Below are 18,067 nucleotides of genomic sequence, written 5' to 3'. Positions count from 1 at the left end.
CCCGGGCGGGACGCTACTTCTGGTCCTTCGGGCACCAGTAGAGCTTGCGTCCGGCCATGTCGGCCATGCGGATCTCGGTCCCGCAGACCCGGCACGGTTCGCCCTGGCGGTGGTAGACCCAGTGGCGGTCCTTCCGGGAGCGCTTCGCCTTCTTCACGTCCGCCTCGGACAGGCCGTCCATCGTCAGCATCAGACCGTCGCGGACGCCGTCGTGCAGGAGCTTCGACCAGTCCGCCCACAGGGCCTTCGCCTGCTTCACCGTGATCTTCCTGCCCGGCTTGTACGGATCGATGCGCTGGCGGAACAGCAGCTCCGCGCGGTAGATGTTGCCGATGCCGGCCACGACGGACTGGTCCATGAGGAGCTGGCCGATCGCCACGTTGCGCTTCCGGACGTTCTCGACGAACGTCTTCTCGGCCTCGGGGCCGTCGTCGTTGATCGGGTCCGGGCCGAGCTTGTCGAGTGCCTGCTGCACCTCCGCCGGGTTCTCGACGACGCACGCGGTCGGCCCGCGGAGGTCCGCGACGGTGTCCTCGGTGAGGATCCGGACACGGACCTGACCGACCGGGTCCGGCGGGAAGGACTCGATCGGGTCCTCCACCTTCTCCTGCTCGGCCATCCGGTACCGCGCCAGTCGCGGCGCACCGATCGAGGCCAGGGACTCCTCGCCGTCGCCCTCCTCGGACAGCGCCTCGGCCGAGGAGATCACGCCGGCGAAGTCCCACGCGCCGTAGAGCCCGAGGTGGACACGGAGGAACAGGTCCCCCTCGAACTCGAGGAACATCTGCTTCGCCACGGCACGCGCAGCGATCATCGTCCTGCCGTCGAGCTGCGCGGCGCCGGCGGCGAAGCGTCCCTGCGGACTCGACACCTCGCAGCGCTTGCCGACGAAGTGCCGGGTGAACTGGTTGGCGATGCGGTGGACGGAGTGACCCTCGGGCATTGCTCTTGTCTACTCGGGACGGCTGACCTACTCGTCGATGACCCTGCCGGCGATGCGGCCGGTCGTCTCGTACTCGGCGAGCTGCGCGATGCGACGGGCGTGACGCTCCTCGCCGGAGAAGGGCTCGGCGATGAAGAGGTCCACGAAGCGGATCGCTTCTTCCTCGGTGTGCTGACGTGCGCCGATCGAGATGACGTTCGCGTCGTTGTGCTGACGGGCGAGGAGCGCCGTGGACTCGTTCCAGACGAGCGCCGCCCGGATGCCCTCGACCTTGTTCGCGGCGATCTGCTCCCCGTTGCCCGATCCGCCGAAGACGACGCCGAGCGCCGCGACACCCGCACGCTGGTCCTGCACGACGGCGTGCGCGGCGTTGATGCAGAACGAGGGGTAGTCGTCGAGCGCGTCGTACTCGGTCGGACCGTGGTCCACCACGTCGTGCCCGGCTTCGGTGAGGTGGGCGTTGAGGGTCTTGTTGAACTCGAGGCCGGCGTGGTCCGTTCCGAGGTGGATGCGCATGGGACCGATCCTATTCCTGCGCCTACGGCGCCCGGACCACGAAGGTCCGTGCGTTCTACGGTGCGCGGACCACGATCACGACGTAGCGGACGCCGGTCTCGCCGGGGTTCCGGTAGACGACGTCGGCCGGCTCGCCGAGCTCGATCCGGTCCCCCGCTCCGAGTCGGGTCGGCGTCCCGCCGACCACGACCTCGAGCACCCCGTCGACCACCCAGATGCAGTGCCGGAGGAACGCGTACGCGGACGCCGGGTAGGCGACCTCGCGGCCGGCCGGGAGGCGCACCTCGGTGACGTCCGCGGGGAAGGACGCACTCGAGACGGGGCGGCGGCGGTACCCGGTCTCGGGATCGGTCCAGGAGTCGGCGGTCGCGCCGCGCTGGACGCCGCGCGCCTCGTCGGGATCGGCTCCCCTCGGCACCTCGTGGTCGAGGGCCTCGTCGAGGAGCTGCGAGATCGTGAGTCCGAACGCTCCCGACAGTCGCCCGAGGATCGTCGCGGTGGGGCTGGACACCCCGCGTTCGACGCGGTTGATCATCGCCCGGGACACCCCGGACTCCTCGGCGAGTTCGGTCAGGCTCCACCGGCGCTCGGTGCGGAGTCGCTGCAGGCGCTCCCCCAGGCGGCGCTGGTCGGCGTCGTCGGGGTGCTCCGGGGTCTCCGCGCCCGGCCCGGCGTCGTCGGGGTGCTCCGCGGTTTCCGCTTCCCGCCCGGCGTCGTCTACGATCTGAGACATGACGACAGCATATGCGACGAACGCGGCCGATCCGGCCACCGTCCGGGACTGCGAGCCGCGCGACCTCGACGTCGTCCACGCACTGCACGTCGACGCCGTGCTGCACTCCACCGCCATCTGGCAGGAGGAGCCGCACCCCCGCTCCTACTTCGACGGTTGGCTCGCCGACCGGCAGGCCGACGGGTACCCGGTGGTCGTCGCCGAGGTCGGCGGGCAGGTCGCCGGCTACGCCACGTACTCGCAGTGGCGGCCGCACCAGGGGTACCGGCTGACCGTCGAGCACAGCGTCTACGTCGTCGAGGCGTTCCGTGGCAGGGGCATCGCCACGCAGCTGATGGCCGAGCTGGTCGCGCGCGCCACCGCCGAGGGCCGGCACGTCATGATGGCCGGGATCTGCAGCACCAACACGGGGTCGATCGCCCTGCACGAGCGCCTCGGCTTCACCACAGTGGCGGTCGTGCCCGAGGTCGGCCGGAAGTTCGACCGGTGGCTCGACCTGACGATGATGCGGTTGCCGCTGGTCTGACGCGGCCCCGGTGACGGACGGCCCGTCGTGCCGGGCTCAGTCGTCGCCGGGCATCGGGATCTCGAGCGGCGGCAGTGACGGTCGGAACGGCGGCGCGGTGTCGCCGTGCGCGATCGGACGGTGATCGGCGAACCACGCGTACGCCGACGCTTCGTCAGGCTCGGCGGGACTCTCGTCGAGGCAGTCGTTGCACCGCGCGTGCCAGCCGTCCTGGTCGTGCCACCGGTGCGGGTGCCCCTCGGCGACCCAGTCCGGCGACCACTTCACGTCGAAGGCGTACACGATCTCCGCGGCGATGCCCCAGGCGGTGTTCTTGAGCACTTCGTCCTCGATGCCCTTGCCCCACGACAGCCAGCCGTTGCGGAGCTCCTCGAAGACGTTCGCCGCGAGCAGCTCGTGGTGCCGGTCATTCCACTCGTCACCCTGCGAGCGGACGACCACGGCGGGCGCGCGGGTGGCGGTCGTCGGGCGGGCCTCGCTCGGTTCCCCCGTCCCGGGGGCCTCGCCACCGTGGGTCCGCGCGTAGCGTTCGCCGTCCGTCGTGTTCATCAGCCACACGGAGTTCGCGAGGTCGCCGTCGGACTCGCCGGCAGCGGGAGCGCTGACGTAGCGGTCACGGACCGTCTCCACGCGGTCGGCGGCGCTCCGCTCGGGTTCGACGAACGCGAGCTCCGAACCGGCCCGGACGAACATCCCGCTCGTCAGGAGGCCGCGGCGGATCCCGACCTCGACGGCCCGCAGCGCGATGGCCCGTGCTCGGACACCGTCGGGTTCGTGGTCGGTCCGGGCCAGCCGGTGCAGCGCCCGGAGGTCGGTCGCGCAGCCGTTCCGGTTGAACTCAGTCAGCTCGAGGAGCAGTTGCTCCTCGGGAGTCCGCGGCGCTGGTTCCGCGCTCGGCTCGAGGCCGTCGTCGTGTCGCACGCTGCGCCGTTGCACCCGAGGGTCCTCGGCGTCGACGGGAGGGATCACGTCGATGTACGCCTCGTACCCGGGGAGCGGCTCGCGCATCGCAGCAACGGAACCGTCCGGCATGGCGCGGACTTCCTCGGCGGGGAACGGGACGTACTCGAGGCCGGCGTCAGACAACGATCTCGTCCCCGTGCGGCTCGATGACCTTGCCGTCCTCGTCCCAGATCCCTCCGAAGAGGTCGTCGATGTGCGCCCATGGATCCCGCCCGGCGGCCTCTCGCCGCGCTTCCTCCGCCTCGAACACGGCCACCCCGTGCGGCGTTCCCGTCACCAGGAGATTCCACACCGTGTCGGAGCGCCCGTACCGCGCCGCTGCCCGTTCCACGAGTTCAGCGACGTCCCCTCGCCAGTTCGTCCACACGCCCCTGCCCGCTGCGTCGGCTTCGATCGACCCGAGGCCGACCAGGTCAGCTCGCAGCATCTCGCCGAGGTAACCGAGTACTCGACCCTGCACGATCTCCTCCGCTTCGTGAGTCCTCGCGGCAATGCCGATGTGCCACCCGTACAGATCCGATCCGACCTCGTCGGACACGTCAGCGAGTAGTTGGTACGTCAGCTCGTTCAACGGGGTTCCTTCGGTAGGTCGTGTCGTGGAGATCCCTTGGGGAGATGGATCTTGTACTTGCTGTCGCCGCCTGCGTTGATCTCGATCGCCGGACCGCCCGAGCCAGTGTCCGGTCGCCACTGCACACGCGACCCGTCAGGGAGCTGCACCGACGTCGAGTCAGGGGCACCACCGTCCATCGGCTTGCCACCGCGCGTGAGCTCCTTCCAGATGTCGACGAGTTCCTCCGGGGTGTCGACCTCGCCAACCGGCTTCTTCTTCGGCACCCGGCCGTACTTCCGTGCATGCTCGATGGCTTCCGAGCCGGTCATCGGCTCGACCAGATCAGCCATGATCCCGGCGCCACCCGCGACCTCGAGCGGCTTGCCCGTGAGCGGATCGTGCGTCCACGCCCATGCGTCCTGGTCCGCCTGCGCCATACGTTGCTGCGCCGCGTCCTTCGGGCTCCGTTGCTGCGTGTCTCCGCTGAGGCCGAACAGGATGCCCAGCGCGCCGAGCACCGAGAACCCGCCGACGGCGCTGCCGGTCCCGGCAGCGGTTCCGCCAGCAGCGCCGAGCCACGGCCAGGGGAACTGGAACGGCGTGGACGGGAAGCCCGGTAGCGGCATCGGAGCCACGAGGCTCGCGGTGTGCACGTCGGTCGCGTCGTCAGCGAGGCCAGCGGTCGAGTCGCCGCCGGTGACGGCGCGGATCTGCGAAGCGAGTCGCCGCTGCCAGTCCCGCCACTGTTCGTTCCAGTCGGACACCTCCACCCGGAGCGCCGCGTCCTCGGCAGCGAGGCCGGGGACCCGGTCCCACGGCGTGCTCGAGTCCGGCGGTTCGGGCGTCGCGGCATCGTGACGCTGGACCGCGGCGTGGACTCCGCCGGCGAAGGACGAGATGCGCTCGACCAGTACGGCCCGGCGCGTCCGGAGCTCGGTGAAGTCGAAGGACGCCCGGTCGATCAGCTCGTGGAGACGGTCGGCACTCTCGGCGAGCTCGGTGGCGACGGCGGTGGAACGGTGGGTCATGGCGGGCATCGCGGAGCTCACACCAGGCATGTCGAAGCCTGCAGGCAGGGCCGACCACGAGCGGGCGCCGTCCGATGCGGCGCTCTGAAGTCCGTCGGATGCCTCGCGGAGCGCTGCGACCGCGGACACCACCGCGCCCATGTCGAGACGGATCTCGTCGATCGACGAGACCGAGACCGGGCTGCTCATCGCTCGGCGGCCTGTACGGCTGTCCGCGCCATCTGCCCGTCCGCCTCGTCGACAGCGGCGAGCGCGATCGATCCGACCGTGCTGACGGCGTGCAGATGTGCGCCGATCCGCGGGGCGGTCCCGGTACGCGCGGACGCGAACGAGGCGAGCGCACCGGAGATCTCCGGTGCGCCCTTCGCCGCCTGCGCGAGTGCGTCGAGCGCGCGCTCGAACTCGTCTGACTGTCTGTCGACGTCGGCCGCTGCCGTTCGGACGTCCGAGACGATCCTCACGGACGCGGCACGGTCGACGCGGTACGAACTCCCCATGTCGATCCCATCGCCCTGGTACTCCGCTGGCCCGGATCGACCGTAGCAGGGCCTGGCGCCCCGCTGGTCGACGGCGCTGAGCGCCGTGCGGGGCGCTTGCGGACCTGCGTGGGCAGACGGTGCCGTCCGGCACCGCGCCTCCAGTCCGTCAGTCGGTGGTGTCGAAGATCGGGCCGACCGTGCGCGAACGCTTCAGCTCGAAGAAGCCCGGGTACCGGGCGGCGGCGACGACGCCGTCCCAGAGGTCGAGGGCCTGCTGGCCCTTCGGGGCCGGCGAGATGACCGGTCCGAAGAAGGCCGTGCCCTCGACGGCGATGACCGGCGTGCCGACGTCCTGACCGACGCGGTCGATGCCGTCCTCGTGGCTGGCACGCACGGCCTGGTCGACCTCGTCCGTCCAGGCGTACTCGAGCAGGTCGGCCTCGAGGCCGAGTTCCTCGAGGACCGCGGGCACGACCTGCTCGGGGTCGTCCTCCTGGCGGTGGTGGATGTGCTCGCCGAGCGCGTCGTACAGCGGCTTGACGATGTCCTGCCCGTGCCGGAGCAGCGCGGCGGTGACGATGCGCGGGTAGACCTGTCCGGCCTGCAGCCGCTCCTTGTACGAGTCGGACACGTCCTGGTCCTCGTTGAGCACGAAGAGGCTCATGACCCGCCAGGTCACGTCGAGCGGGCGGGCCTGCTCGACCTCGCCGACCCAGCGGCTCGTCATCCAGGCCCACGGGCAGTTCGGGTCGAACCAGAACTCCACAGCGGTGCGGTCGTCGGTCGTGTTGTCCACAGTCGTCTCGGTCACGATGCGAGCGTACGCGCGGTCGCTAGGCTGGTCGCACCGTCCCGCCGGCGCACGACGCCGAGCCGGGGCCCCCTCAGCGCGGACATCGATCGTCCGCGTCCGCAGCGAAGATGGAGCGTCCGTGCCCGGAGAGAACCTCACCCGAATTGAAGCCCAGGAACGTGCCGCGATCGTCGACGTGCAGACGTACGACGTCGAGCTCGACCTGACCCGCGGCGCCGAGACCTTCGGCAGCACCACGCGCGTGCGCTTCACGGCGACCCCCGGTGCGTCGACCTTCATCGACGCGATCACGAGGACGGTCCACTCGATCACGCTGAACGGCACGGCGCTCGACGTCGCGGCCGTCAACGACGGTGTGCGGATCCAGCTCGACGGCCTGCAGGAGCAGAACGAGCTCGTCGTCGTCGCCGACGGCGTCTACACGAACACCGGCGAGGGCCTGCACCGCTTCGTCGACCCGGTCGACGACGAGGTCTACCTCTACTCGCAGTTCGAGGTACCGGACTCCCGCCGCATGTTCGCGGTCTTCGAGCAGCCCGACCTCAAGGCCGAGTTCAGCTTCACCGTGACTGCGCCGTCGCGGTGGCAGGTCGTGTCGAACTCCCCCACGCCGGAACCCCACGTCGACGGCGACGTCGCCACGTGGACCTTCTCCCCCACCGCGAAGATCTCCAGCTACATCACGGCGCTCGTCGCCGGCCCGTACGAGGTCGTCCGCGACGAGCTGACCAGCCGAGACGGCCGAACCATCCCGCTCGGGGTGTTCGCCCGCAGGTCGTTGGCCGGGTACCTCGACCCCGAGTACGTCTTCGACATCACGAAGAAGGGCTTCGCCTACTACGAGGAGAAGTTCGACGTCCCGTACCCCTTCGAGAAGTACGACCAGCTGTTCGTGCCGGAGTTCAACGCCGGCGCGATGGAGAACGCCGGCGCGGTCACCTTCACCGAGACCTACGTCTTCCGCTCGAAGGTCACGGACGCCATCAAGGAACGCCGGGTCGTCACGATCCTGCACGAGCTCGCGCACATGTGGTTCGGCGACCTCGTCACGATGAAGTGGTGGAACGACCTCTGGCTCAACGAGTCCTTCGCGGAGTGGGCGTCGACGATCGCCACCGCCGAGGCGACCGAGTGGACCGAGGCGTGGACCACGTTCCAGGCGATGGAGAAGTCCTGGGCCTACCGGCAGGACCAGCTCCCCTCGACGCACCCGATCGTCGCGACGATCAACGACCTCGAGGACGTCCAGGTCAACTTCGACGGCATCACCTACGCGAAGGGCGGCTCGGTCCTCAAGCAGCTCGTGGCGTGGGTCGGCATCGACGCATTCTTCGCCGGGGTGTCCGCGTACTTCAAGAAGCACCACCACTCGAACACCGAGCTCCGCGACCTGCTCGTCGAACTCGAGGCGACGAGCGGCCGCGACCTCTCCGAGTGGTCCGGTCTGTGGCTCGAGACCGCCGGCGTGAACACGCTCCGGCCGGAGATCGAGGTCGACGAGTCCGGCGCGATCACCTCGTTCGCCGTGCTGCAGGAAGCCCCCGCCGACCACCCGACCCTCCGCCCGCACCGTCTGGCGATCGGCGTCTACGCGTTCTCGAACGACGCCGAGGCACCGTTCGGTGCGGACACCGCGTCCGCAGGGGGCAAGCTCCAGCGCACGCACCGCGTCGAGATCGACGTCGACGGCGCCCGCACAGAGGTCCCCGAGCTCGTCGGCGTGCACCGCGGCGACCTCGTGCTCCTCAACGACGACGACCTCGCCTACGCGAAGATCCGTCTCGACGAGCACTCCCGGCGCACCGCGATCGAGCACCTCGCCGCGATCGCGAACCCCCTCGCCCGCTCCATCGTGTGGGGCGCCATGTGGGACGCCACCCGCGACGCCGAGTCCCCCGCCAGCGACTACGTCCGCCTGGTGCTCGGCAACATCGCGACCGAGACCGAGTCCACGACGATCCGCACGACGCTCTCGCAGCTCCTCCTGACCGCGCGCAACTACGTGGCACCGGCGAAGTCCGACGCGACCGTCCGTTCCGTCGGCGAGACGCTCTGGCAGCTCGCGAGCTCGGCCGAGGCCGGGTCGGACGCACAGTTCCAGTTCGTGAAGTTCTTCGCGCAGATCGCCTCCACGCCCGAGCACGTCGCCACGCTCTCGGGTCTCCGCGACGGTTCGGTGACGCTGAACGGGCTCGAGATCGACACCGACCTCCGCTGGGAGCTGCTCGAGGGCCTCGTGCTCGCAGGTGCTGCCGGCGACGCCGAGGTCGACGCGGAGCTCGCCGCCGACAAGACGGCGTCCGGTGAGCAGGCGGCAGCGCGTGCCCGTGCGACGATCCCGACGGCCGAGGGCAAGCTCGCTGCCTTCTCGTCGCTCGTCGACTCGTCCGACCTGCCCAACGCGATCGTGCGCCAGACGACGGTCGGGTTCCAGCACGTGAACAGCCCGGTCGTGCTCGAAGGCCTCGTCCCGGAGTACTTCGACGTGCTCACCCGCATCTGGGCCGAGCGCAGCTACCACATCGCCGACACCATCGTCACGGGCCTGTACCCGGCACCGTTGGCGTCGGTGGAGCTCCGTGATGCGGCGACCGCGTGGCTCGAGGCGCACCCGGAGACCCCGGCGCTGCGTCGCATCGTGACCGAGAACCTGGCCGGCACCGAGCGTGCCCTCCGGGTGCAGGCGGCGGACGCCTGAGGCACGGCTGACGACGGGCGGGGTCGTGGCGTTCCTCAGCGGACGCCATGGCCCCGCCCTCTAGCATCGACCGGATCATGATCTTGGCTGCACAGACCGACGACGTCTCGAAGTGGGCGTCGAACGCATTCACCCAGTTCGTCGACACCTGGCAAGCGCCCATCACGATCGTCATCACGATCCTCGCCGCGATCCTGTTGCGGCTCATCCTCCGTCGGATGATCAAGCAGGTGGTGGACCGGATCGTGAACGGGGTGAAGAAGCGGCAGGGTGCCGAGGACACCCAGGCGCTGATCGCGTCGCCGATCCAGACCGCGCGCGTCGTCCAACGGACCCGGACCCTCGGCAGCGTGCTCGAGAACCTCGCGACCGTGGTCGTCGTCGTGATCGCGCTCGTGATCATCGTGACCGCGATCTGGCAGGGGGCAGCCGTCGGCATCGTCGGGGGCGCATCGCTCATCGCCGCCGGTCTCGCCGTCGGCGCGCAGAGCATCGTCAAGGACCTGCTGTCCGGTGTCTTCATGATCCTCGAGGACCAGGCCGGCGTCGGCGACGTGGTCGACACCGGCCAGGCCACCGGCGTGGTCGAGAACGTCGGCCTGCGGGTCATGCAGATCCGTGACGTGAACGGCATCCTCTGGTTCGTCCCGAACGGGCAGATCCTCCGGGTCGGCAACCTCTCGCAGGGCTGGTCCCGCGTCCTCGTCGACATCACCGTCCCGTACGACACCGACATCGATGCCGTGCAGGACGCCCTGCTCGCGAGCGCCGTCACCATGGCGCAGGAGCCGCGCTGGCGACAGCGCATCGTCGAGAAGCCCGAGATCTGGGGCCTGCAGTCCATCTCGGACGCGGGCATGGTGTTCCGCCTCGTCGTGAAGACGCGCGCGTCCGAGCTCGACGTCGTCGGCCGTGAGCTCCGCATCCGCCTCAAGCGGTCCGTCGACGAACTCGGCGTGACCCTGCCGGCGATGGCGATGATCATGCCGGAGGGCTGGGAGAACGCCACCTCCATCAACGGCCTCCGCACGGTGCGCACCCAGCCCACCCCGGCACCCACCAAGCCGCGCCGCGGTCGCAAGAACCTCCTCGGTCAGCCGATCCGGACCGACGACCACGACGCCGGGAAGGACCCGCAGTGACCGACCCCGTCCCCTCCTCCGGAGACTCGTCCGCCGGCGGTACCGTGCCGACGACCGGCGGCACGTCCGCGCCCCTCGGCACGCCCGCGCCCGGCGGCACGCCCGCACCCCTCGGCATGCCCGCGCCCGGCGGCGCACCCGCTGGTGTGCCCGCGCAGCCGATCACCCTGCGCATCGGTGAGCACGGCGCGTCCGCGACCGGTTCGCTGTTCGACCGCATCGGCGGCGCGCCCACGTTCGACCGGCTCGTCCGCCGCTTCTACGAGGGCGTCCAGCAGGACGACGTCATCTGGCCCATGTACCCGGCGGACGACCTCGACGGAGCGGTCTGGCGACTCTCCGCCTTCCTCCAGCAGTACTGGGGCGGCCCCGGGACCTACAGCGAGGAACGCGGGCACCCGCGGTTGCGCATGCGGCACATGCCGTTCCGGATCACCTCCGAGGCGCGCGAACGATGGCTGCACCACATGCGGGACGCGGTGGAGTCGCTCGGCCTCGCCCCGCTCGACGAAGCCGAGCTCTGGGCCTACCTCGACCGCGCTGCCCACGCGATGACCAACACGTTCGACTGACCGACGAGCGGTCACGTCGCACACTGCGCGGACTGGAGGCGCGGTGCCGGCTGGCACCGCGCCTCCCGTCCGTCACGCGTCGGTCCATCCGCTCGACGCTCCGCGCCGGTACGGAGCGCGCCAGGACGCGCGATCGCCGCGCCGGTGCGGAGCGCGCCAGGCCGCGCGATCGCCGCGCCGGTGCGGAGCGCGCCAGGCCGCGCGTTCGGTCACGCGCCACGGGCACTCGACGTCGCGGGACGCGACGCGTGTCAGGCCACGCGTCACCGAGCGGCGTCAGCCGACGGAGGAACCGTCCGCCAGTTCTCGGACCAGCGACGGCCGGGTGGGCGTCCAGCCGTACGCGGAACGAGCGTGCGCTCCGGACGCCTCCTGGTGCATGAGCAGCGCGTCCGCGTACTCGATCCCGAGCCGCTCGCGACTCGCATCGGCGCTCTCAGCGACGACCGGCGACCCGTGCGCTCCGGCCTCGGCGATCTCGCGGACGGTCGGGTTGTCGCCCGTTGCGGCCAGGACGTACCCGTCCTGCTCCCCGCGGTGCACCGCGAGGACGTAGAGCTCGGCGAGGTCGTCGACGTGCACGGTGGTCCACCGCTGCGAGCCGTCGCCGACCAGGCGGACCTCGTGCTCGCCGTCCCCGACGAACATCGTCGGGATGCCGGCGCCACCGCCGTACACGATCCCCGGCGCGACGATCGTCGTGCGGACGTCGCTCACGCGGACTCGCGCCTCGTTCGCGCCGCGCCAGGCCGTCAGGGCAGGCGGGGACGCCGGCGACTGCTCGGAGATGTCGGTCGAGTCCCCGAAGGTGAAGATCCCGCCGGTGTGGACGAACGGCTTCGGGGTGCCGCGCAGCGCGTCCAGCACGGTCGCGGTGAACCCCGGGTCGACGTCCTACGCGGACGCCGTGTGCACGACCGCGTCCGCTTCGTGCGCGAGGCGGCGGACGACGTCGGTGTCGGTGACGTCGCCGACGAGCGCTCGGCCACCGGCGTCCCGCACCGCCTGCGCCTTCTGGTCGGAGCGGACGAGCGCGGTCACCTCGTCCCCGTGGGCGATGAGCGCTCGGAGGACGGACGAACCGATGTAGCCGGACGCGCCGGTGAGGAAGACGTGCATGCCGCCAGCCAACCACTCGGGGCCGCGAGCACGCCGTGGTCTGGCGTCCGCTGCCGGAGTCTGCGCTACGAGTTCAGCGTCCAGGCGCGACGCTTGACGAGCACGTGCCCGCGGGACGTCGTGAGGCGGCTCCACGGACCGGTCTCGAACAGCCGGACCGGGTCGTGCCCCAGGAACCCGAGGCTCTCGCCCGCGAACCCGGCACCCGCCGGGACGTGCTCGATGCCGGCGACCGGGCGTCCCCACACCTCGGAGCGGACCTTGCGGACGATCGCTTCGCCGGCGTTCGTCGGGACCGCGTCGGCGACCTCGGCGATGCCGTCGCGAGTAGCTCGACGGAGGATCTCCGGCGAGATGTCGGGCAGGGGCACCCAGCCACCGCGCGGCGGCGAGATCGCTGCCCAGGTCACGGTGTGGACCTCGTGCGGGAGTTCCACCTCGACCGGGGTCGCTCGGGTCGGATCGGCACCTTCCGCGCCCTCGGCGTCCTGCTCTTCAGCGAGGAGCCGCAACCGTTCCTGCAGCGAGGCGAGGGGCACGACGGCGTCGATCGTCGCGGGTTCCGTCAGCGAGAACGTGCGGAGCCCGAGGACCGTCGGCAGTTCGTCGAGCAGGCCGAGCGGGTAGAGGATCGCCGTGTAGACCGCGAGGACGCCGGAGTCGGCGATGAGGCGGACGGAACCGTCCTCGATCCGGGCGGCCCGTCCGAGGTAGGTGCGCAGGTCTCCGAGGGAGGCTGCGTCGGGAAGCGTGAACGAGGTGCCCATGTCACCACGGATCCTACCGGGGCGGACTGGGTTCGTAGACTGCGGGTGTGAACGGCGAACCGGACTTCCTGCGGACCCTCCGACTCGAGGACACCGGCGCGAGCACGGGCGAGACGATCCTCACCGGTGCGAGCCACTGGTCCCCCGGCGGTCGTGTGTTCGGCGGCCAGGTGCTCGCGCAGTGCGTCGTCGCCGCACAGGCCACCATCGAGGGCCGTGCGATCCACTCGATGCACGGGTACTTCCTCCGCCCGGGCGACATCGAGCTCCCGATCACGTTCGCCGTCGAGCGCATCCACGACGGGCGGTCCTTCGCTGCACGGCGCGTGCAGGCCTACCAGCGCGGTGTCCCGATCTTCTCGATGATCGCGTCGTTCCAGCGGCCCGACACCGGTGTCGAGCACCAGGACGCGTTCCCCGTCGACATCCCGGCGCCGGAGTCGCTGCCGTCGGCCGCATCGGTGCTCTCCCGGATCGACCACCCCGTGGCCCGGGCGTGGGCCGAGCGTTCCATCGACCTGCGACACGTCGAGGGCCCGGTGTTCGTCGACGTGCAGGGTGACCACGTCCCGCACCAAGCGGTGTGGTTCCGCGTGCAGGGAGACCTGCCGGAGGACCCCGCCCTGCACCGCGCGGTCCTCGGGTACGCGAGCGACCTGTCGATCCTCGAGCCGATCATGCGACGGCATGGGGTCGCCTGGGGCACGCCCGAGGTCAAGAGCGCGAGCCTCGACCACGCGATGTGGTGGCACCGAGACGGCCGGGCGGACGAGTGGATCCTCTACACGCAGGAGTCGCCGAGTGCGCAGGGCGGGCGGGGGCTCGCCTTCGGTCGGATGTTCGCCGAGGACGGCCGGCTGCTCGCGTCGGTCGCGCAGGAGGGGATGATGCGCGTCCCACGCTGACCGCGCTACGCTGACCGTCCCGCGCCGACCGTGCCGCGCTGACCATGCCGCCCCGACCGCTCGGCGCCGACCGTCCGCTGAGCGGCCGCGATCGGACCCACGTACCCGGGTCCACGCATGCTGCACACGCGACGGCCGGCTACGAGCGCGCGAACTCCACCGGAGTCTCGGCGTACCGCGCGCACGCCTCGGGCTCGGCCTCGGTAAGCCGTCGTGGCCGGTTGCTCGCCGCGTCCACCATGACCAGGGCCGTCGTCGCACGGGTGTACAGGACCGCCGGTTCCTGCCCCACCGGCGACCACACCTCGTAGGACACGTCGATGCTCGCGCCGCCGATCCGCCCGATCCACATCTGGATGTCGAGCGGCTGCCGGAGGTACGGGATCGACGCGAGGTACTCGAGGCGCTGGGCCGCGATGACGGTCATCGTGCCCGACCCGGGTCGGCCGTCGATGATCGGCTCGGGGATCGACCCGTCGGACAGGAGTTCGTCGGGGTCGGGTCCCCAGAACCCCACGATGCGCGCCTCTTCGAGGAGGCGCAGCATCGCGGAGTTGTTGACGTGACCGTACGCGTCGATGTCGCTCCACCGCATGCGGATCGGAGCGTGCAGCCTCGTCACCGTCAGTCGCGGGTGAGCTTGCGGTACGTCGCGCGACCGGGCTTGGCCGCGTCGGCGCCGAGGCGCTCGATCTTGTTCTCCTCGTAGGCCTCGAAGTTGCCCTCGAACCAGTACCAGTTGGGGGTGCCGTCCTCGTTCAGGCCCTCCCAGGCGAGGATGTGCGTCGCGATGCGGTCGAGGAACCACCGGTCGTGGGTGATGACCACGGCGCAACCGGGGTACTCGAGCAGCGCGTTCTCGAGGCTGCCGAGGGTCTCGACGTCCAGGTCGTTGGTCGGCTCGTCGAGCAGCAGGAGGTTGCCGCCCTGCTTCAGCGTCAGCGCGAGGTTGAGACGGTTCCGCTCACCACCGGAGAGGATGCCGGCACGCTTCTGCTGGTCCGGACCCTTGAAGCCGAACTGCGACACGTAGGCGCGGGACGGGATCTCGGTCTTGCCGACCTGGATGTAGTCGAGACCGTCGGAGACGACCTCCCACAGGTTCTTGTTCGGGTCGATGCCGCCGCGGCTCTGGTCGACGTACGAGATGTCGACCGTCTCACCGATCTTCAGCGTGCCGCCGTCGAGGGGCTCGAGGCCGACGATCGTCTTGAACAGTGTCGTCTTGCCGACACCGTTCGGGCCGATGACGCCGACGATGCCGTTGCGGGGCAGCGTGAACGAGAGGTCGCCGATGATGACGCGGTCGCCGAACTGCTTGTGCAGCTTCTCGGCGTCGATGACCTGCGAACCGAGACGCGGTCCGACGGGGATCACGATCTCCTCGAAGTCGAGCTTGCGCGTGCGCTCGGCCTCGGTGACCATCTCCTCGTAGCGTGCGAGGCGGGCCTTCGACTTCGCCTGGCGGCCCTTGGTGTTGCTGCGGACCCAGTCGAGCTCGGACGACAGGCGCTTGGCGAGCTTGGCGTCCTTCTTGCCCTGGACCTCGAGGCGGGCACGCTTCTTCTCGAGGTAGGTCGAGTAGTTGCCCTCGTACGGGTAGAGACGACCGCGGTCGACCTCGGCGATCCACTCGGCCACGTGGTCGAGGAAGTACCGGTCGTGGGTCACCGCGAGGACGGCACCGTGGTACTGCTGCAGGTGCTGCTCGAGCCAGAGCACCGATTCCGCGTCGAGGTGGTTGGTGGGCTCGTCGAGGAGGAGCAGGTCCGGCTTCTGCAGCAGGAGCTTGCACAGCGCGACGCGACGCTTCTCGCCACCGGAGAGGTGCGTGACGAGCTCGTCGCCCGGGGGGCACTGGAGCGCGGCCATCGCCTGCTCGAGCTGCGAGTCGAGGTCCCACGCGTCGGCCGCGTCGATCTCTTCCTGCAGGGTGCCCATCTCGGCGAGGAGTGCGTCGAAGTCGGCGTCGGGTTCGGCCATCAGCGCGGAGATCTCGTTGAAGCGCGTGACCTTGCCGTGGATCTCGCCCACGCCTTCCTGCACGTTCTCGAGGACGGTCTTCGACTCGTCGAGCTCCGGCTCCTGCATGAGGATGCCGACGGTGAAGCCCGGGGTGAGCTTCGCCTCGCCGTTGGACGGCTGGTCGAGACCCGCCATGATCTTCAGGATCGTCGACTTGCCAGCACCGTTCGGTCCGACGACGCCGATCTTGGCGCCGGGGAGGAACGACATCGTGACGTCGTCGAGGATCAGCTTGTCGCCGACCGCCTTGCGGGCGCGGACCATCTGGTAGATGTACTCAGCCATATCGACACGAGTCTACTGAAGGTGGCCCCGCGCCGGAACGCGCACGGGGGGTGTTGCATCTGCGCACATCGACGTACCGTTGCCTGGCCTTCCACCAGAGGCCTCGCCGTCCACTCGGAGATCAGGACCACGGACATGCCCAGAACCCGTCTGCACCGACTCGCGCTCCCCTTCGTCGGAGCGATCGCCCTCGCGGCGGCCCTCGTCGTCCCCACGGGCGGTGCGGCGTCCGCGGCCACCGTCGCACCGCACGGCACCCCGCTCGTGGAGTACACCGCGAACATCACCGAGGGCGGCTCCGGCACGGGCTACTCGTCGTACATCAACGTCCACGACGCCTACAACAACGCGTTCTCGGTCGGGATCCAGTCGGACAAGGGGTCCACCGTGAGCAAGGGCGCCCCCCGGTTCATCTGGGAGCGGGTGCAGAACGGCAAGTTCTCCTACGGCTACCTCGGCCCCGCGACGCACAACGTGACGCCGGTCGGGCTCCGCTTCTACCCGAACAGCGTCGGCACCTTCTTCGCGAACGGTCACACGATCGCCGCGGTCGGCCTGAACCTGAAGGGCCGTCTGTTCTTCAACGTCGAGGGGAACGCCCGCCTCAACGGCGACGTCGTGCACTCGTCGATGCGCAACGTGAAGATCACCGTGCGCAACAAGCCCGGGGTCAGCGGCCTGCAGGGCACCTGGAACACGAACTTCTCGTTCCACGGGCTCAAGGCGCGACAGACCAACTCGCCGGCCGTCCAGGGCGCGACCTTCTGGGTCGACGGCCGTGTCAGCGGGCTGCCGAAGGGCGGCAACTGGGACACGACCGAGGTCGCCGGCATCGGCATGATCACCCAGCGCTGGTGACCGACCGCCGCTGAGGCTCCCGCCGAGCATCAGGCGGCCGTGCGGTCGTCGCCGACGACGGGGAACGCGTCGTCGGTGACGTCGACGTGCGGGTCGACGCCGAACCCGGTCGCACCGAAGCCGTCGGGGTCGGCGTCGGTGTCGTGCGGTCCGACCGCCGGTGGCCCCACCTCGGCGACCGTCGGCAGGTCGTCCTGGTCCGGCACGGCGTCGACGGTCAGGGCCGCGTCCGGCAGGGCCCCGTCCGCGACGGCTCCGTCCGGCAGCGCCCCGTCCGCGACGGCCGCGTCCGGCACGGACCCCGTTCCGCTGGCCGGCGACGCGGTCCCCGGCAGCGCGTGCACCTCACCGGTGCGGGGGTCGACCGTCGGGGTCGCCCCCGGGGCTGCGGACGACTCCGAGGCGTGGCGCGGCACGCGGATCCAGTTGCTGATCCCCCACGCCAGGTCGTGACCGATCCCCTCGGCGTCGATCTCGATGGACGTGCCGCCGCGACCGTCGCGCTCCCACGAGCGGATGCGCACCCTGCCCGTCACGACGACGCGGTCGCCCTTCTTGACGGACTTGTGGACGTTGGCGGCGAGGGTCCGGAAGGCCGTGACGCTGTACCAGTTGGTCGCGCCGTTGGTCCACGTGGACGTGCCGCGGTCCCAGCGGCGGGACGGCGACGCGAGCCGCATGCTCGTGATGGCGATCCCGGTGTCGGTGACGAGGTGGCGCGGCTCGGTGGCGATGATCCCGCAGACGGTGATGGTGTCGTTCATGCGTCGATCGTGGAGGAGCCCCGGGGCGCGGATGCGCCCCGGGGCTCGATCTGTGACCGGTCGTCTCGATGAGGCAGGGTGTGGAGGACGAGTCCCCCGCGCCTCCAGGCCGAGGCGACCGCGCGGACGGTGTCAGCGCCGCGTCTGCCTAGTGCGCGTGGAACTCCGGCCGGTCGGCCAGCGGACCGAGTGCGGCGTGGACCGCGCCCTTCGCCGACTCGAGCGACGGGTAGGTCCCGCCGGAGCCGCTCCGGTTGTACAGCTCGACGCGGAACCCGCCGTCGTCGCGGTGGATGCTGCCCACCGCTCCCGCCGGTCCGACCGCGACCCAGGTCGCGCTCGTCGTCGTGTCGTTCGTCATCGTTCGACCACCTCCT

The 18,067-nt window shown here is 70.5% G+C and carries 21 protein-coding genes; 6 read left to right on the top strand and 15 right to left on the bottom strand.

Annotated features, from left to right (window positions below):
* Nucleotides 1-13 precede the first annotated feature (13 nt).
* From AAEP86_RS09215 to AAEP86_RS09205, 3 genes are read right to left on the bottom strand one after another with little or no spacing between them, the layout of a single operon-like run.
* Nucleotides 14-943: an Fpg/Nei family DNA glycosylase gene (locus AAEP86_RS09215; RefSeq protein ID WP_420370242.1), complete on the bottom strand. Its 930-nt coding sequence runs from the start codon at nt 941-943 to the stop codon at nt 14-16.
* 27 nt (nt 944-970) lie between these two features.
* Entirely contained in the window at nt 971-1,459 is a 489-nt protein-coding gene (locus tag AAEP86_RS09210) for a ribose-5-phosphate isomerase (protein ID WP_420370241.1), read from the bottom strand.
* Between the two features lie 55 nt (nt 1,460-1,514).
* Complete coding sequence (locus AAEP86_RS09205; protein ID WP_420370240.1) at nt 1,515-2,192, bottom strand: helix-turn-helix domain-containing protein; 678 nt, start codon at nt 2,190-2,192, stop codon at nt 1,515-1,517.
* Between AAEP86_RS09205 and AAEP86_RS09200 the strand changes: the two genes are divergently transcribed.
* Nucleotides 2,191-2,718 carry a GNAT family N-acetyltransferase gene (locus tag AAEP86_RS09200; protein WP_420370239.1) on the top strand — a complete coding sequence of 176 codons (528 nt, stop codon included), beginning with the start codon at nt 2,191-2,193 and terminating at the stop codon, nt 2,716-2,718. The genes AAEP86_RS09205 and AAEP86_RS09200 overlap by 2 nt on opposite strands.
* A 36-nt stretch (nt 2,719-2,754) precedes the next feature.
* Here AAEP86_RS09200 and AAEP86_RS09195 read toward each other — a convergent pair whose 3' ends face one another.
* The 5 genes from AAEP86_RS09195 to AAEP86_RS09175 all read right to left on the bottom strand — a co-directional run bounded on the left by AAEP86_RS09195 (nt 2,755) and on the right by AAEP86_RS09175 (nt 6,552).
* Entirely contained in the window at nt 2,755-3,804 is a 1,050-nt protein-coding gene (locus AAEP86_RS09195) for a hypothetical protein (protein ID WP_420370238.1), read from the bottom strand.
* Nucleotides 3,797-4,252 (bottom strand): hypothetical protein, encoded by a 456-nt coding sequence (locus AAEP86_RS09190; RefSeq protein WP_420370237.1) that lies wholly within the window; start codon nt 4,250-4,252, stop codon nt 3,797-3,799. The genes AAEP86_RS09195 and AAEP86_RS09190 overlap by 8 nt, the downstream gene beginning before the upstream one ends.
* Nucleotides 4,249-5,451 carry a hypothetical protein gene (locus AAEP86_RS09185; protein WP_420370236.1) on the bottom strand — a complete coding sequence of 401 codons (1,203 nt, stop codon included), beginning with the start codon at nt 5,449-5,451 and terminating at the stop codon, nt 4,249-4,251. Before AAEP86_RS09185 ends, AAEP86_RS09190 begins: the two co-directional genes overlap by 4 nt.
* Nucleotides 5,448-5,759, bottom strand: coding sequence for a hypothetical protein (locus tag AAEP86_RS09180; protein WP_420370235.1), 312 nt, complete (start codon nt 5,757-5,759; stop codon nt 5,448-5,450). Before AAEP86_RS09180 ends, AAEP86_RS09185 begins: the two co-directional genes overlap by 4 nt.
* A 148-nt stretch (nt 5,760-5,907) precedes the next feature.
* The gene (locus AAEP86_RS09175) at nt 5,908-6,552 is read right to left on the bottom strand and encodes a DsbA family protein (RefSeq protein ID WP_420370234.1); all 645 of its coding nucleotides are present in this window, start codon (nt 6,550-6,552) and stop codon (nt 5,908-5,910) included.
* A 121-nt stretch (nt 6,553-6,673) separates the two neighbouring features.
* Here AAEP86_RS09175 and pepN point away from each other — a divergent pair, with 121 nt between their 5' ends.
* The 3 genes from pepN to AAEP86_RS09160 all read left to right on the top strand — a co-directional run bounded on the left by pepN (nt 6,674) and on the right by AAEP86_RS09160 (nt 10,967).
* Nucleotides 6,674-9,253: an aminopeptidase N gene (gene pepN / locus AAEP86_RS09170; RefSeq protein ID WP_420370233.1), complete on the top strand. Its 2,580-nt coding sequence runs from the start codon at nt 6,674-6,676 to the stop codon at nt 9,251-9,253.
* Nucleotides 9,254-9,330: 77 nt separating this feature from the next.
* A complete protein-coding gene (locus AAEP86_RS09165) occupies nt 9,331-10,395 on the top strand; it encodes a mechanosensitive ion channel family protein (protein WP_420370232.1) in 1,065 nt (354 codons plus the stop codon).
* Nucleotides 10,396-10,511: 116 nt separating this feature from the next.
* Nucleotides 10,512-10,967 (top strand): globin, encoded by a 456-nt coding sequence (locus AAEP86_RS09160; RefSeq protein ID WP_420370467.1) that lies wholly within the window; start codon nt 10,512-10,514, stop codon nt 10,965-10,967.
* Between the two features lie 276 nt (nt 10,968-11,243).
* On the opposite strand, the gene AAEP86_RS09155 is transcribed toward AAEP86_RS09160, so the two are convergent.
* The 3 genes from AAEP86_RS09155 to AAEP86_RS09145 form a co-directional block, all read right to left on the bottom strand.
* Entirely contained in the window at nt 11,244-11,834 is a 591-nt protein-coding gene (locus AAEP86_RS09155) for an NAD-dependent epimerase/dehydratase family protein (RefSeq protein ID WP_420370231.1), read from the bottom strand.
* A gap of 27 nt (nt 11,835-11,861) precedes the next feature.
* Complete coding sequence (locus AAEP86_RS09150; RefSeq protein WP_420370230.1) at nt 11,862-12,086, bottom strand: NAD(P)H-binding protein; 225 nt, start codon at nt 12,084-12,086, stop codon at nt 11,862-11,864.
* 65 nt (nt 12,087-12,151) lie between these two features.
* Nucleotides 12,152-12,853 (bottom strand): hypothetical protein, encoded by a 702-nt coding sequence (locus AAEP86_RS09145; RefSeq protein ID WP_420370229.1) that lies wholly within the window; start codon nt 12,851-12,853, stop codon nt 12,152-12,154.
* 47 nt (nt 12,854-12,900) lie between these two features.
* Between AAEP86_RS09145 and AAEP86_RS09140 the strand changes: the two genes are divergently transcribed.
* Entirely contained in the window at nt 12,901-13,758 is an 858-nt protein-coding gene (locus AAEP86_RS09140) for an acyl-CoA thioesterase (RefSeq protein WP_420370228.1), read from the top strand.
* Nucleotides 13,759-13,897: 139 nt separating this feature from the next.
* Here the strand turns inward: AAEP86_RS09140 and AAEP86_RS09135 are convergent, their stop codons facing one another.
* Together AAEP86_RS09135 and ettA are read right to left on the bottom strand one after the other, a co-directional pair.
* Nucleotides 13,898-14,353, bottom strand: a complete 456-nt coding sequence (locus AAEP86_RS09135) for an acyl-CoA thioesterase (protein WP_420370227.1) — start codon at nt 14,351-14,353, stop codon at nt 13,898-13,900.
* Between the two features lie 29 nt (nt 14,354-14,382).
* Nucleotides 14,383-16,068, bottom strand: coding sequence for an energy-dependent translational throttle protein EttA (gene ettA / locus AAEP86_RS09130; protein ID WP_420370226.1), 1,686 nt, complete (start codon nt 16,066-16,068; stop codon nt 14,383-14,385).
* Nucleotides 16,069-16,203: 135 nt separating this feature from the next.
* On the opposite strand from ettA, the gene AAEP86_RS09125 reads away from it, so the two are divergent.
* On the top strand, nt 16,204-16,926 hold the full coding sequence (locus AAEP86_RS09125; protein ID WP_420370225.1) for a hypothetical protein: 723 nt from the start codon (nt 16,204-16,206) through the stop codon (nt 16,924-16,926).
* Between the two features lie 29 nt (nt 16,927-16,955).
* Here AAEP86_RS09125 and AAEP86_RS09120 read toward each other — a convergent pair whose 3' ends face one another.
* Together AAEP86_RS09120 and AAEP86_RS09115 are read right to left on the bottom strand one after the other, a co-directional pair.
* The gene (locus AAEP86_RS09120) at nt 16,956-17,690 is read right to left on the bottom strand and encodes a single-stranded DNA-binding protein (RefSeq protein WP_420370224.1); all 735 of its coding nucleotides are present in this window, start codon (nt 17,688-17,690) and stop codon (nt 16,956-16,958) included.
* A gap of 148 nt (nt 17,691-17,838) precedes the next feature.
* The gene (locus AAEP86_RS09115) at nt 17,839-18,051 is read right to left on the bottom strand and encodes a methyltransferase (protein WP_420370223.1); all 213 of its coding nucleotides are present in this window, start codon (nt 18,049-18,051) and stop codon (nt 17,839-17,841) included.
* Between the last annotated feature and the right edge of the window lie 16 nt (nt 18,052-18,067).

This window comes from Curtobacterium sp. L1-20 (genome assembly GCF_048755855.1).
Taxonomy (GTDB): Bacteria; Actinomycetota; Actinomycetes; order Actinomycetales; family Microbacteriaceae; genus Curtobacterium.
Note: the sequence above shows the minus strand (reverse complement) of the source record. Positions and strands in the feature narration are given on the sequence as shown.